The 14194-nt window shown below is 68.1% G+C and carries 12 protein-coding genes; all 12 read right to left on the bottom strand.

Annotation, left to right across the window (positions count from 1 at the left end; all coding sequences use genetic code 11):
* Positions 1–18 precede the first annotated feature (18 nt).
* The 12 genes from dnaE to ftsW all read right to left on the bottom strand — a co-directional run bounded on the left by dnaE (position 19) and on the right by ftsW (position 14193).
* Positions 19–3528 carry a DNA polymerase III subunit alpha gene (gene dnaE / locus AAHA49_RS07495; RefSeq protein ID WP_425286509.1) on the bottom strand — a complete coding sequence of 1170 codons (3510 nt, stop codon included), beginning with the start codon at positions 3526–3528 and terminating at the stop codon, positions 19–21.
* A gap of 181 nt (positions 3529–3709) precedes the next feature.
* Complete coding sequence (locus AAHA49_RS07500) at positions 3710–4636, bottom strand: RluA family pseudouridine synthase (RefSeq protein WP_342037838.1); 927 nt, start codon at positions 4634–4636, stop codon at positions 3710–3712.
* Positions 4629–5165 (bottom strand): signal peptidase II, encoded by a 537-nt coding sequence (locus AAHA49_RS07505; protein ID WP_342037839.1) that lies wholly within the window; start codon positions 5163–5165, stop codon positions 4629–4631. Before AAHA49_RS07505 ends, AAHA49_RS07500 begins: the two co-directional genes overlap by 8 nt.
* 130 nt (positions 5166–5295) lie before the next feature.
* The gene (locus AAHA49_RS07510) at positions 5296–6093 is read right to left on the bottom strand and encodes a DivIVA domain-containing protein (RefSeq protein ID WP_342037840.1); all 798 of its coding nucleotides are present in this window, start codon (positions 6091–6093) and stop codon (positions 5296–5298) included.
* Between the two features lie 170 nt (positions 6094–6263).
* A complete protein-coding gene (locus tag AAHA49_RS07515) occupies positions 6264–6563 on the bottom strand; it encodes a YggT family protein (protein WP_339392870.1) in 300 nt (99 codons plus the stop codon).
* Between the two features lie 82 nt (positions 6564–6645).
* Positions 6646–7140, bottom strand: coding sequence for a cell division protein SepF (locus AAHA49_RS07520; RefSeq protein WP_342037841.1), 495 nt, complete (start codon positions 7138–7140; stop codon positions 6646–6648).
* A 125-nt stretch (positions 7141–7265) separates the two neighbouring features.
* Positions 7266–7997 carry a peptidoglycan editing factor PgeF gene (pgeF, locus tag AAHA49_RS07525; protein ID WP_342037842.1) on the bottom strand — a complete coding sequence of 244 codons (732 nt, stop codon included), beginning with the start codon at positions 7995–7997 and terminating at the stop codon, positions 7266–7268.
* A gap of 1 nt (position 7998) precedes the next feature.
* Positions 7999–9201 (bottom strand): cell division protein FtsZ, encoded by a 1203-nt coding sequence (ftsZ, locus tag AAHA49_RS07530; RefSeq protein WP_342037843.1) that lies wholly within the window; start codon positions 9199–9201, stop codon positions 7999–8001.
* Between the two features lie 217 nt (positions 9202–9418).
* Positions 9419–10165, bottom strand: coding sequence for a cell division protein FtsQ/DivIB (locus AAHA49_RS07535; RefSeq protein ID WP_342037844.1), 747 nt, complete (start codon positions 10163–10165; stop codon positions 9419–9421).
* A gap of 5 nt (positions 10166–10170) precedes the next feature.
* Positions 10171–11571, bottom strand: a complete 1401-nt coding sequence (murC, locus tag AAHA49_RS07540; protein WP_342037845.1) for a UDP-N-acetylmuramate--L-alanine ligase — start codon at positions 11569–11571, stop codon at positions 10171–10173.
* 2 nt (positions 11572–11573) lie between these two features.
* Positions 11574–12674 carry a UDP-N-acetylglucosamine--N-acetylmuramyl-(pentapeptide) pyrophosphoryl-undecaprenol N-acetylglucosamine transferase gene (locus AAHA49_RS07545; protein ID WP_342037846.1) on the bottom strand — a complete coding sequence of 367 codons (1101 nt, stop codon included), beginning with the start codon at positions 12672–12674 and terminating at the stop codon, positions 11574–11576.
* 1 nt (position 12675) lies between these two features.
* Entirely contained in the window at positions 12676–14193 is a 1518-nt protein-coding gene (gene ftsW, locus AAHA49_RS07550) for a putative lipid II flippase FtsW (RefSeq protein ID WP_342037847.1), read from the bottom strand.
* Position 14194 lies beyond the last annotated feature (1 nt).

Consider the following 14194-nt stretch of genomic DNA (forward strand, 5'->3'; position numbering starts at 1 on the left):
CGTGCCCCCGACGCCTCCTCAGGCGCTGAGACAGCGAGAGCCCAGCAGCGCCTTGAGGTCGCCGTAGAGGCTCGGGTTCGGGTCGACCCGGATCGACCGGTCGAGGCGCATCACCGTGTGCCGTCCCGGTTGGGTGAGGACGAGGTGGACATCGGTATGCCCCTTGTTCGCTTCGAGAATCCTGCGCAGCTTTTCTGCCATCTCCTCCGTCGCCTTCTCCATCGGCACGATGAGGTTGAGCGGCCGGTCACCGGGGTCGGTGATGTCGGGGATCGTCATCGACATCGCCATGAGCGAGGTCGGCCGGTCATCGGACTGCCGGATCCGCCCGGTCAGGGAGATGACGAGGTCGGTCGCGAGCAGGCTCGCCACCGGCTCGTACGTGTCGCCGAAGAACATGACTTCGACCTCCGCGTCGAGGTCCTCGAGCGTGACGATCGCGTACGGTTTGCCCGAGTTCTTCGACACCTTGCGGGTGACCTGCGTGATCATGCCGCAGACCTTGATCTGCGAACCGTCGGGGCGATGCGATTCGGGGTCGACCACCTCGGCGATCGAGGCATCGGATTCCGCGGCGAGCACCCCTTCGAGCCCGTTGAGGGGGTGGTCGGAGACGTAGAGGCCGATCATGTCGCGTTCGAACGCGAGCTTCTCCTTCTTCTCCCATTCGGGCCGGTCGGGGATCGCGACGGAGAAGCTCGGTCCGTCGTCGCCGGCGTCGAGACCCGCGAAGAGGTCGAACTCCCCGATCGCCTCCTTGCGCTTGACGCCGATGACGGAGTCGACGGCCTCCTCATGGACTTCGACGAGGGAGCGCCGGGAGTGCCCGAGCGAGTCGAAGCCGCCGGCCTTGATGAGCGATTCGATCGTGCGCTTGTTGCACACGTGGCTGGGCACCTTGTCGAGGAAGTCGGTGAACGAGGTGTAGGCGCCCTTCTCGTCGCGGGCCTCGACGATGCCGTCGACGACGTTCGCTCCGACGTTGCGCACCGCCCCCATGCCGAAGCGGATGTCCTCCCCGACCGGGGTGAAGTGCAGGGCGGAGTCGTTGACGTCGGGCGGCAGCACCGTGATGCCCAGGCGACGGCACTCGTTGAGGTAGATCGCGAGCTTGTCCTTGTTGTCGCCCACCGAGGTGAGCAGGGCGGCCATGTACTCCGCCGTGTAGTGGGCCTTGAGGTAGGCCGTCCAGTAGGACACGACGCCGTAGGCCGCCGAGTGCGCCTTGTTGAACGCGTAGTCCGAGAACGGCAGGAGGATGTCCCACAGCGCCTGGGCGGCGGCCTCCGAGTAGCCGCGCTCCTTCATGCCGCCGAAGAAGCCGACCTGCTGCTTGTCGAGCTCCGACTTCTTCTTCTTGCCCATCGCACGGCGGAGGATGTCGGCCTGACCGAGCGAGTACCCGGCGACCTTCTGCGCGATCGCCATCACCTGCTCCTGGTAGATGATGAGGCCGAACGTCGTGTCGAGGATGTCCTTGAGCGGCTCCGCGAGCTCCGGGTGGATCGGGGTGACCTCCTGGAGCCCGTTCTTGCGCAGCGCGTAGTTCGTGTGCGAGTCCGCACCCATCGGACCGGGACGGTAGAGGGCGAGCGTCGCCGAGATGTCCTCGAAGTTGTCGGGCTTCATCAGCCGCAGCAGGGCGCGCAGTCCGCCGCCGTCGAGCTGGAACACACCGAGGGTGTCACCGCGGGTGAGGAGTTCGTAGGCTCCCCGGTCGTCGAGTTCGAGGTGTTCGAGGTCGAGGTCGAAGTCGCGGTTGGCTTTGATGTTCTCCACCGCGTCGGAGATGATCGTGAGGTTCCGCAGCCCGAGGAAGTCCATCTTGATCAGCCCGAGGCCCTCGGAGGTCGGGTAGTCGAACTGGGTGATGACCTGGCCGTCCTGGAAGCGGCGCATGATCGGGATGACGTCGATGATCGGGTCCGAGGACATGATGACCCCGGCCGCGTGCACACCCCACTGGCGCTTGAGCCCTTCAAGGCCCTTCGCGGTCTCGAACGTCTCCCGGGCTTCGGCTTCGGTGTCGACGAGCTCCCGGAACTCCCCGGCCTCCTTGTACCGCTTCGCCTCAGGGTTCTCGATGTCGGCGAGCGGGATGTCCTTGGCCATCTCCGCCGGCGGCAGCGCCTTCGTCAGCCGTTCGCCGAGCGAGAAGGGCTTGCCGAGCACGCGGGCGGAGTCCTTGAGCGCCTGCTTCGTCTTGATCGTGCCGTAGGTGACGATCATCGCCACGCGCTCGTCACCGTATTTGCGGGTGACGTACTCGATGACCTCGCTGCGGCGGCGATCATCGAAGTCGACGTCGAAGTCGGGCATCGAGACGCGGTCCGGGTTGAGGAAGCGCTCGAAGTAGAGGCCGTGCTGGAGCGGATCGAGGTCGGTGATGCGCATCGCGTAGGCGACCATCGACCCGGCGCCGGAGCCGCGGCCGGGGCCCACCCGGATGCCGTTGTCCTTCGACCAGTTGATGAAGTCGGCGACGACGAGGAAGTAGCCGGGGAAGCCCATCGAGATGATGATGTCGAGTTCGTAGTCCGCCTGCTTGCGGACGTCGTCGGGGATTCCGTTGGGGTACCGGTACTCCAGCCCCTTCTGCACTTCCTTGATCAGCCACGAGGTCTCGTCCTCGCCGGGCGGGCACGGGAACTTCGGCATGTAGTTCGCCGAGGTGTCGAAGGAGACCTCGCACATCTCCGCGATCCGCAGCGTGTTGTCGCACGCCTCGGGCATCTCCTTGAACAGCGCCCGCATCTCCGCGGGCGTCTTGAGGTAGTAGCCGGAACCGGAGAAGGCGAAGCGGGAGCCGCCCTGATCGTAGGTGGGTTCGATGAGCTTCGAGCCCGACTGGATCGCCAGCAGCGCCTCGTGCGCCTTCGCATCGGATTCGTGGGTGTAATGGAGGTCGTTCGTGGCCACGAGCGGGATGTCCATCTCACTCGCCAGGCGCAGCAGATCCTTCGTCACCCGCTTCTCGATCGACAGACCGTGATCCATGAGCTCGCAGAAGTAGTTCTCCGCACCGAAGAGATCCCGGTACTTCCCGGCCGCGGCCTTCGCCTCCTCGTACTGGCCCAGACGCAGCCGGGTCTGGATCTCGCCCGACGGGCAGCCGGTCGTCGCGATGAGGCCCTCGGAGTAGGTCTCGAGCAGGTCCATGTCGAGCCGAGGCCATTTCGCGGTCACCGAGTCGAGGGAGGCGTGCGAGGAGGCCTTGAAGAGGTTGCGCATGCCCGTGTTGTTCTTCGACAGCAGGGTCATGTGCGTGTACAGCCCGCCGCCGGAGAGGTCGTCGGACTTCTGCGATTCGTCGGTGCGCCACTTCACACGCGTCTTGTCGTCACGAGCCGTGCCGGGGGTGACGTAGGCTTCGACGCCGATGATTGGTTTGACCTCGGCCTTCGTCGCCTGCGACCAGAAGTCGAAGGCCCCGAAGAGGTAGCCGTGGTCGGTCGTCGCGATCGCCGACATCCCGGAGGCCTTCGTCGCCGCCATGAGATCGCCGAGGCGGGCCGCCCCGTCGAGCATGGAGTACTCGGTGTGGACGTGGAGATGGACGAAATCGTCGTTCGGCACTGACTGCCTTCCCTCGGATGCGGGCCTGGTTGCCCACTCAGCTTAGACCATGCCGCGGACACCGCAGCGGTGATCTTCCCGACCCCGGATCGGGCCCGAGCTCAGCCGGGTCAGGTGTGATCCGGGTCCCGGATCACGAGCCTGCGCGGATGGTGTCGAGTGCGTGCTGGAGGTCCTCGGGATACTCGCTCTCGAACTCGACCCACTCCCCCGACTCCGGGTGGTGGAAGCCGAGCCTGACGGCGTGAAGCCACTGCCGCTGCAGTCCGAGGTCCTTCGCGAGCACCGGATCGGCACCGTAGGGCAGATCGCCCGCGCACGGATGCTTGAGCGCGGAGAAGTGGACGCGGATCTGATGCGTGCGACCGGTCTCGAGGTGGATCTCGAGCAGGGCGGCCCGCCGGTGGGCTTCGAGCACCTCGTAATGGGTGATCGCGTGCTTGCCCTCGCTGTGGACGGCGTAGAGGCCGTCATGGCGCGGATGCCGGGCGATGGGGGCGTCGATCGTGCCGAGCACGGGATCGGGCAGCCCCTGGACGAGCGCGTGGTAGGTCTTCGACACCGTGCGCTCCTTGAACGCGCGTTTGAGCACGCTGTAGGCGTACTCGCTCTTCGCGACGACCATAAGGCCCGAGGTGCCGACGTCGAGGCGCTGGACGATGCCCTGCCGTTCGGAGGCCCCGGAGGTCGCGATCCGGTACCCGGCGGCGGCGAGACCGCCGACGACGGTGGGACCGGACCAGCCCAGCGCCGGGTGCGCGGCCACGCCGATGGGCTTGTCGACGACGACGAACGAATCGTCGTCGTAGACGATGCGCATGCCGGGCACCGGGTCGGGGACGACCTCGAGGGGTCGCCTGGGTTCGGGCATCATGACGTCGAGGCGGGCACCGGCGACGACGCGGTCGGACTTGCCGACGGGGCTGCCGTCGAGTTTGACTCCCCCATCGGCGCAGATCTCGGCGGCCGCGGTGCGGGAGAGGCCGAGCAGCTTCGAGAGCGCGGAGTCGACCCGCTGCCCCTCGAGTCCCTCAGGGACGAGTATCGAACGCTCAGTCATGGGTCTCCTCCTTGGTCCGCTCCGCGGTCTGCCGGTGCGATCCGTCGAGTTCGATGCCCCGCAGGCTGGCGATGACGAGGGTCACGGCCGCCGCGGAGATCGCGATGTCGGCGAAGTTGCATACGAAGAGCGAGAGATCGATGTAGTCGACGACGGCACCGCGGAGGAATCCCGGCTGACGGAAGAGCCGGTCGACGAGGTTGCCGAAGAGTCCCCCGAGCAGCAGACCCAGGCCGATCGCCCAGACCCGAGAGCCGATCTTGCGGGAGAGGACGAGGATGGCGATGAAGACCGCGATCGCGATGAGCGGGAAGATCCAGGTGACCCCCGAGCCGAGTCCGAGGGCGGCACCCGGATTGCGGTAGAAGGCGAAGCCGGCGAGCGATCCGATGACAGGGATCGGCGGCTGCCCTTCGAGGTAGGTCACGGCGAGGAGCTTGAGCACCTGGTCGATGACGAGGATGCCTGCGGCGAGGCCGAAGAGGATGACGAGCAGCCGCCGTCGCGGCTCCGGGCGGTGGTCGTTCATTCGGATCATTCTAGCCGACCGACGACACCGCATCGTGCCGTCAGCGTATCTCGAGCATGTGTCTCAGCTGGGAGTACGACGAAGGGGCCGGACGACCGCGGTCGTCCGGCCCCATCGGGGTGATCGGTGATCAGAGCTTGCTGCTCGAGGATCCGAAGGAGTTGCCGTCGAGGGTCTCGGGAGCGAGGCTCGTCGAGTTCTCGAGGTCACGCAGCTGATCGTTGAGGTAGCTCTTCAGACGCGTGCGGTACTGGCGTTCGAAGTTCGAGAGCTGGTCGATCGAGCGCTCGAGCTGCGACTTCTGGGTCTCGAGGCTCGAGAGGGTCTCATCGCGCTTGGCCTCGGCCTTGGTGACGATGTCCGAGGCTTCCTTCTCGGCACCCTTGATGAGTTCGGCGCGCTTGCGCTCACCTTCGGCGACATGCTCGTCGTGGACGCGCTGGGCCAGGGCGATGAGGCCGTGCGAGTCGTTCTCACCGGCAGCGGCTCCGGCACCGGCCACGGCGGCCGGGGCGGCGGCGGAGACGGCAGGAGCGGAGTCGTTCGACTTCGGAGCGGGGGCGGCTTCCTTGACGACGGGAGCCTTGGGCTCTTCGGCGACGGGAGCCGACGGTGCCTCGGGGGCCTTCTCCGCCTTCGGCGCAGGTGCGTCCTTCGAGGTGTCCGGGGCGGGCACAGCGGCAGGCATCGCCTGGGTGGCGTCGATGTCAGCGGCCGGAGCGGCCTTGGCTCCACCGGCTTCGAGTTCCTTGACGCGCTGTTCGGCGGCCGAGAGCTTCTGACGCAGTTCGTCGTTCTCCTGGTAGAGACGGCGGAGCTCGACGACGACCTCGTCGAGGAAATCGTCGACCTCATCCTGGTCGTACCCGTCGCGGAACTTCACATGCTGGAACCGCTTGTTTACTACGTCTTCAGGCGTGAGCGCCATGAGGTCACCTTTGGTCGATCTGCATTCATTTCACTGCCGTCCGCACGGGACGGCTTCAACGTCACATTAGCGTAACACCTGCCGCTTTGTCGTGCAGTGATGCTGCGCCACGCCGATCCGGGGAAAGTTTTCCTCACAGGTTCCCTGTCCTCGGCGGAGAGCCTCTCGGCTCAGACGCCCGCGCGGGAGAGTCCGAAGAGGAACGACGCGAGGATCTGGATGCCGATGAGGAGGACGATGAACCCGAGGTCGAGTGAGATCTGCCCGAGTCGCAGCGGCGGGATGATCCTGCGCAGGAGCTTGAGCGGCGGGTCGGTGAGCGTGTAGACGATCTCGGCGAGGACGAGGAAGAACCCCTGCGGCTTCCACTCACGTGAGAACACCTGCACGAGGTCGAGGACGACCCGAGCGAGGAGAACGTACACGTAGAGGCTCAGTGCCGTGCCGAGGATGTAGAAGATGATGGCCACGTGGGATCCTCGTGCCTTTCGTCGTTGCGGACCGGTGGACCACCAGACTATACACCCGACCTGAGCATCAGCTCAGACCGGCTCAGCTCTGGTTGAAGAAGCTCGCCTGCGAGTCGGCGTCGGACTCGTTCTCGCCGCTGACCTCGATGTTCTCCGGGGTGAGGAGGAACACCTTGTTCGTCACCCGCTCGATGGATCCGTGGAGGCCGAAGATGAGTCCCGCGGAGAAGTCGACGAGGCGCTTCGAGTTGTTCTCGTCCATCTCCGAGAGGTTCATGATCACCGGGGTGCCCTCGCGGAAGGCGGCGCCGATGACCATGGCGTCGTTGTAGCTGCGGGGGTGGATGGTCTTGATGCGATTCATGGAGGTTCCTGGCGCCGGAGTGTCAACGGGACGAATCGGTGTCGGGTGGATCGGCGTCACCTGGGCGGGCGGACGCTCGTCGACCGGGGCGGGCTCCTTGACGCGTTCGGGCTCGTCATACGTCTCGACGACCTCGCGGTTGCGGCGCTCGGGCGTCTCGTCGTCCTCTTCGACGAATCCCAGGTACTCGAGAGTTTTCTTGATTGCTGACATTCTCACTGCTCCTCAGGCCTGCGGCACTTCGACATCTGCGGCCAAACTATCGCACTCGGGCCGACAGTCCCGGGTGTCCGTGCGGTGTGTCGTGCGGAAATCTTGACTGACCCACCGCACAGCGGTCACTGGAGCCAGATGACCCCGGCGAACCGCCCCGTCCGCCGGTTGCGCCGGTATGAGTAGAGGTCCTCGGATTCGCGGGTGCAGGTGCGGGAGAAGTGGTCGATGACGACGCCTTCGCGGCGCAGCTGTTCGGCGACGGCACCGGCGACGTCGAGGGCGGGAGTGCCAGACACCGACACCGAGGCGGCGACGGGTTCGAGGCCTGCGACCTCGTCGCGCAGCTCGGCCGGGACCTCGTAGCAGCGCGGGCACACGGACGGTCCGATGACGGCGTGGATCTCGGCGGCCCCGAGCTCGCGCATCGCCTGCAGGGTCGCCGGGACGACGCCTGCGGCCATGCCCGGTCGCCCCGCGTGGACGGCGCCGATGACACCGGCCTCGGTGTCGGCGAGGAGGACGGGAGTGCAGTCGGCGACCATGATGACGAGTCCGACTCCGGGTTCCGCGGTGACCTGGGCGTCCGCCTCGGCGCCGGACCGCGCATCAGCGGGACCGGTGAGCGTGTGCACGGCGGTCCCGTGGACCTGGGAGACGAAGCTGAGGCGTTCGGCGCTCAGCCCGAGCACCTGGGCCAGGGCCGACCGGTTCGCGGCGACGAGCTCCTCGTCGTCGCCGACGTGGCGGGCCAGGTTGAAGGAGGAGAAGTCCCCGCTCGAGTATCCGCCGTGCCGGTCGGTGAACGCGACATGCGCGGTCGATCGACCGGGGACGACGAACCTCGAGTGCAGCATGTTATTTGAGGAAGTCCGGGATGTCGAGGTCGTTGTCGAGGCTCGACGTGCTCCGCTCGTTCGGCAGCGAGGTGGGGATCTGGTGCTCCTCACGGCGCGGCTCGTCACGACGCGGCTCGTCGCGGCGCGTGTCCGTCTCCGGGGCGTCGGGCTCGAAGGACTCGACGCTCTCCGACTCGGCCTCGATGACCGGGGAGGAGGATGCGGCGGCGACTCCCGCGGGGACCGCTTCGACGACGTTGGACTCCTGGTTGGGCACCGTGTTGTCGAAGCCGGCGGCAATGACCGTCACGCGGCATTCGTCACCGATGTTGTCGTCGATGACGGCGCCGAAGATGATGTTCGCCTCGGGGTGTGCGGCCTCCTGGACGAGGCGGGCGGCCTCGTTGACCTCGAAGAGGCCGAGATCGGCGCCGCCCTGGATGCAGAAGAGCACACCGTGGGCGCCGTCGATGCTCGCCTCGAGCAGCGGGGAGGCGATCGCGGACTCGGCGGCCTGGACGGCGCGGTCGTCGCCGGTGGCGGCGCCGATGCCCATGAGCGCGGTGCCCGCGTCCTGCATGACCGACTTGACGTCGGCGAAGTCGAGGTTGATCAGCCCGGGCACGGAGATGAGGTCCGTGATGCCCTGGACGCCGGAGCGCAGGACCTCGTCGGCGGAGCTGAACGCTTCGACGACGGAGACGCTGCGGTCGGAGATCGAGAGCAGGCGGTCGTTGGGGATGACGATGAGGGTGTCGACCTCTTCGCGCAGCGCGGCGATGCCGGCTTCGGCCTGGGCCGAACGGCGGCGGCCCTCGAAGGTGAAGGGGCGGGTGACGACGCCGATCGTCAGTGCCCCGAGCGACCGGGCGACCCGGGCGACGACGGGAGCCGCGCCGGTTCCCGTGCCGCCGCCCTCGCCGGCGGTGACGAAGACCATGTCGGCGCCTTCGAGGGCGTCGCGGATCGCGTCCTCGCTCGACTCGGCGGCCTTGCGGCCGATCTCCGGGTCGGCTCCGGCGCCGAGACCGCGCGTCTGGTCGCGGCCGATCTCGAGCTTGACGTCGGCGTCGGAGAGGACGAGCGCCTGCGCGTCGGTGTTGATGGCGATGAACTCCACGCCCCGCAGGCCGACGTCGATCATCCTCTGCACAGCGTTGACACCGCCGCCGCCGGTACCGGCAACCTTGATGTCCGCTCCGGATTGTGGGAATTCAGCCAAGTCGGTTCCTCGTCTCACGTGCATCGTCCACGCTGTCTCAAGCGTGCATTGTTCGAAGTCTTAGCCCAGAGGCTATTTGCCCGGGCGCTGCCACTGCAACCATTCTCCCCGGAGTGTCGGACATCGGAAAGTCTCAGCCTCGGTGTGTCGGGGCCAATCGCGCCGGTCGGCGCGTCGGTCGCCGGTCTGCGCCTCGGTCGGGGTCCCGGTCGGCATCTCAGTCGGTGACCGGCACCGAGGGCACGGAGACGTCGATCTCCGACCGTCCGTCGGCGGCGAGCTGGATCGCCGTCTGCATCTTCAGGCTCGCATTCGCGCTGTCGCCGAAGATCACCGAGGCCTTATCCTTGCCCGTGTCGATCGTCCCGGACAGTCCCTCGCTGCCCGTGGCCGCGACGGTGCTCAGCTGCCCGCGCAGCTGCGGGCTGAGCGCGGACATGAAGCGCACGACTGCGGCGATCGTCTCCTCGTTCGGCGCGGCCGTCTCGAGGACGGTCAGTCCCTTCGGGGCCTTCTCGACGGTCCCGAGGTCGACCGCCTCGGCGTCATAGAGGGTGAACCCGCCGGCTTCGGCGATCGCGATGACGGGGGTGCGGTCGGTGATGTCGATCCGGATGCCACGCGGGCCCGAGTAGTGGACGGAGGCGTCCTCGGCGCGGGGGAACTGCTTCTCCACCTCGGCCTCGATCCGCCCCGGACGCAGCTGCGGCAGCGGGGTGCCCTGGTGTTCGGCGAGGACGAAGTCGGAGACCTCGGCCCCGGACACGAGGTCGGAGTCCTTCACCGTGACCGTCTCGAGGGCGAGCAGCGGGGAGAACCAGGCCACGGCGGCCACGCCCAAGAGCAGGAGCACAAGGCCCGCGGCGATGAGGCGGCGCTTCCAGACCTCACGGCGGCGGGCCCGGATGACCTCGGTGAGGTCTGCCGTGGACTCGTCGCCGACCCGCGGGGGTGAGAGCGGCACGGGGCTCACTTCTCCAGGACGGCGAGGAGTTCGGGTCCGAGGATCGTCACGTCGCCGGCGCCGACGGTGAGCACGAGGTCGCCGGGGCGCACGCGTTCGGCGACGAAGGGCACCGCGTCGGCGAACGATTCGAGGAACGTGACATGGGAGTGCGGGACGCGTTCGGCGATGAGGTTGCCGGTCACCCCGGGCACCGGATCCTCACGGGCGGGGAAGACGTCGAGGACGACGACCTCGTCGGCGAGTCCGAGGGCCTGTCCGAACTCCTCCTTGAACTCCATGGTCCGCGAGTAGAGGTGCGGCTGGAAGATCGCCCACACCCGTCCGTCCTCGGCGACGACTCCGCGGGCGGCGGAGAGCACGGCGCGCAGCTCGGTGGGGTGGTGGGCGTAGTCGTCGATGACGCGCACTCCCCCGGCCAGGCCCCGCTCCTCGAAGCGGCGGCGGGTCCCGCCGTAGCCGGCGAGTCCGGCCGCGGCCTTCTCGACGTCGGCGCCGAGGCTGAGCGCCACTGCGATCGCGGCCGTCGCGTTGCGCGCGTTGTGGGCTCCCGGCTGTCGCAGGGTCACCGGCAGCGGGGTCTCCCTGCCGGGCAGGGCGAGCGAGAACTCCGAACCGAGCCCGGAGACGAGGTCGAGGATGCGCACATCGGCGCCCTCGGCGGTCCCGTAGAGGATGACTGTCGTGCCGGCGGCGCGGGCATGCTCGGCGACGTCGAGGGATCCGGGATCGTCGGCGCACGCGATGACCGTGCCCCCGCGCGATCCGATCCCGTCGCAGAACTCGATGAAGGCCGCCCGGACGTTCTCCGCGGTGCCGTAGTGGTCGAGATGGTCGGCTTCGACGTTGGTGAGGATGCCGATGGCCGGTTCGTAGAGGAGGAACGAACCGTCGGACTCGTCCGCCTCGGCGACGAAGACGTCCCCGGTGCCCAGGTGGGCGTTCGTGCCCGTCGTCGAGAGCACCCCGCCGATGACGAAGGAGGGGTCGAGCCCGCAGGCCTGGAGGGCGACGGTCGTCATCGACGTCGTCGTCGTCTTCCCATGGGTGCCGGCCACGGCGACCCCGGTCGAATCCGCCATGAGCGAAGCGAGTGCCCCCGACCGGTGGAGGATCCGCAGGCCCCTGGCCCGGGCCGCGACGAGTTCGGGATTGTCCTCCCGGATCGCCGAGGAGACGACGAGGGTGTCGGCATCGCCGAGGTGGTCCGCGGAGTGGCCGATGCTCACCCGGGCGCCGAGGGCCCGGAGGATGTCGACGACGGCGGACTCCTTCGCATCGGAACCCGACACCTTCACCCCGTTCATCGCCATGATCCGGGCGATGCCGGACATGCCCGAACCGCCGATGCCGATGAAGTGGACGGCTCCGAGTTCGGCGACGGGGACGATCTGCGCTGTGCTCATGGTCAACCTCTCAGGGCGGAAACGGTGATCTCGGCCATTCTGGCCGCGGCATCGGTGGGGTAGGCGAGGTCGGCGGCGGCGCGGCTCATCCGACTCAGGGCCGCAGGATCGGCCAGCAGGGGCAGGACGACCTCGGTCACGGTCGCCTCGGTGAAGGCCGCGTTGTCGATGACCTGCGAGGCACCGGCCTCGAGGCTGCCGGAGGCGTTGAGCCGCTGCTCGCCGTTGCCGATCGGCAGCGGGACGTAGACCGCGGGCACCCCGGCGACCGTCGTCTCCGCGACCGTCGCGGCCCCGGAGCGGGCGACGAGGAGGTCGGCGGCCGCGTAGGCCCGGTCCATGCCGTCGACGTAGTCGACGACATGATAGTCGGGCAGGTCGGCGGTCGCGGCCTGGAGCGCCTCGCCCTTGCCTGCGCCGGTGATGTGGAGGACCTGGACTCCGGCGGCCTGGCACGCGGCGGCGGCTGCGAGGAAGGCCTCGTTGATCCGCTGCGCTCCCGACGACCCGCCGGTGACGATGAGCACGGGCTTGCCCTCGACCAGGCCGAGTGCCGCCCGGGCGGCTGCGCGCACGGATTCGTCGCTGCGATCGAGTCCCGTGATCGAGGAGTGCATGGGCATCCCGACGAGGGCGGAGTTGCGCAGCTTGGTCCCGGGGAACGTCACCCCGACCCGGCCGGGTCTCGTCAGGGTCGCGCCGAGGCGGTTGGCCATGCCCGGCTTCGCGTTCGCCTCGTGGATGACGATGGGGACCTTCGCCTGCTTCGCGGCGAGGTAGGCGGGCGGGCACACGTAGCCGCCGACGCCGACGACGGCGGTGACGCCCCGGTCCGCGATGATGCGGCGCACGGCTGAGATGTTGCCGGCGAAGCGCTGGGGGAAGCGCAGTAGGCTGCCCGAGAGCGAACGCGGCATCGGGACCTTCTCGATCGTGAGCAGCTCGAAGTCCGCGGCGGGCACGATCGTCGTCTCGAGGCCGTCCTCGGTGCCGAGCGCGAAGACGTCGACATCGGGGAGGCGGTCGCGCAGCTCACGGCCGATCGCGAGCATCGGCGAGATGTGGCCGGTGGTGCCGCCGCCGGCGAGCAGGATGCTTCTCACGTCATTTCCTCACTTTTCTGGCGAGTACGCCGAGGGAGGACCGCACACGGTCCTTGTGGGCACGGATCGCCTCGGCGGCGCCCTCCTCGGTGCGGGCGAAGGAGAGGATGATGCCCACGGCGAGCAGGGAGGCGATGATCGAGGAGCCGCCGTAGGAGACGAAGGGCAGGGGCAGGCCGATGACGGGCAGGAGGCCCGCGACGACGCCGATGTTGATGGCGGCCTGGCCGATCAGCCACGCGAAGAGGCCCGCGGTCGTGATCTTGACGAACAGGTGCTGTGAGCGCAGCATCACGCGCAGCAGCCCGAAGGCGAGGATCGCGAAGACGAGGATGACGGCGATGGTGCCGAGGAGGCCGAGCTCTTCGCCGATGATCGCGAAGATGAAGTCGTTGTGCGCCTCGGGCAGCCACGACCACTTCTCCCGGCTGGCACCGAGGCCGACGCCGAACCAGCCGCCGGAGGCCAGGGAGAAGAGCCCGTGGTTGGACTGCCACGCCTGACCGGTCGTGTCGATGGCCGCCTGGTCGGCGTGACCGGTCAGGGCCAGGGTGAGCCGGTTGAGGCGGTTCTCGGAGCTGAGGACGAAGAACGCGGTGACCGCGACCAGACCTGCGGCGAGCAGGGCGAAGTACTTGCCGGGGAAGGCACCGACGAACAGGCAGGCCAGGGCCATCGCCATGAGCACGAGCGCAGTGCCCAGGTCGTTGCCGGCGACGACGAGGCCGATGGCCGCGGCGATGCCGGGGACGACGGGGATCATCGCGTGGGTGAATGTCGTCATCTTCCCGAACTTGTTCGCCAGCACGCACCCGAGCCACACGGCGAGTGCCACCTTGAGGAACTCCGAGGGCTGGAGCTGGAAGGCGCCGATCTCGATCCAGTTCGCGTTGCCCTTCGTCGATTTGCCGAGGCCGGGGAGGAACACCGCGGCCTGCATGACCAGGCCCAGGCCTATGGCCGGCCACGCGAGCTTCTTCCAGACGGGAAGCGGCACGAGGGAGGCTGTGACGAGGAGGACGAGGCCGATCCCGACGAATCCGGCCTGCTTGTTGAAGTAGGCGAACGACGAGCCCTCTCCCCCGTCGTACGAGGTGATCGAGGACGCGGAGAGGACCATGACGAGTCCGAGTCCGGTGAGCAGGAGGACGGAGAGGAGGATGATGTAGTACGTCGCCAGCGGGTGGGAGGACACGCGCGAGTACTCGGTGCCGATCGCCCGCAGCAGGGCCCGGCCGGGGAACCGCTTCCGCGTCTTCGCCTTCGTCTGCGAAGTCGCCGATCCCGCCGAGGCGGTCGTGCCGGCCGTCTGTGCGCTGGACCTCGCCTTCGCCGAGGCGGCCTTTGCCGAGGCGGCCTTCGTCGTCCGCGGCTTGGTCTTCGCTGCGGAGGTCTTCTTCGCGGGCGATTTCACCTTCGCGGCCTTCTTCGCGGGGGCTTTCGCCGCCGTCGTCGCGGCGGCCGCAGAGGACGTCGGTCGGCGGCGTGCTCCCGGTTTCGCGGTGCTCTGCCGGCCCATG

The organism is Brevibacterium ammoniilyticum, from assembly GCF_038429965.1.
In the GTDB taxonomy this organism is placed as follows: domain Bacteria; phylum Actinomycetota; class Actinomycetes; order Actinomycetales; family Brevibacteriaceae; genus Brevibacterium; species Brevibacterium ammoniilyticum.

Excerpts from the sequence above, each read along its gene's own strand:
- murC (WP_342037845.1), bottom strand. The coding sequence starts at position 11,571 with ATGAGCACAGCGCAGATCGTCCCCGTCGCCGAACTCGGAGCCGTCCAC.
- AAHA49_RS07520 (WP_342037841.1), bottom strand. The coding sequence starts at position 7,140 with ATGTCAGCAATCAAGAAAACTCTCGAGTACCTGGGATTCGTCGAAGAG.
- AAHA49_RS07505 (WP_342037839.1), bottom strand. The coding sequence starts at position 5,165 with ATGAACGACCACCGCCCGGAGCCGCGACGGCGGCTGCTCGTCATCCTC.
- pgeF (WP_342037842.1), bottom strand. The coding sequence starts at position 7,997 with ATGCTGCACTCGAGGTTCGTCGTCCCCGGTCGATCGACCGCGCATGTC.
- AAHA49_RS07510 (WP_342037840.1), bottom strand. The coding sequence starts at position 6,093 with ATGGCGCTCACGCCTGAAGACGTAGTAAACAAGCGGTTCCAGCATGTG.
- ftsW (WP_342037847.1), bottom strand. The coding sequence starts at position 14,193 with ATGGGCCGGCAGAGCACCGCGAAACCGGGAGCACGCCGCCGACCGACG.
- AAHA49_RS07500 (WP_342037838.1), bottom strand. The coding sequence starts at position 4,636 with ATGACTGAGCGTTCGATACTCGTCCCTGAGGGACTCGAGGGGCAGCGG.
- dnaE (WP_425286509.1), bottom strand. The coding sequence starts at position 3,528 with ATGCTCGACGGGGCGGCCCGCCTCGGCGATCTCATGGCGGCGACGAAG.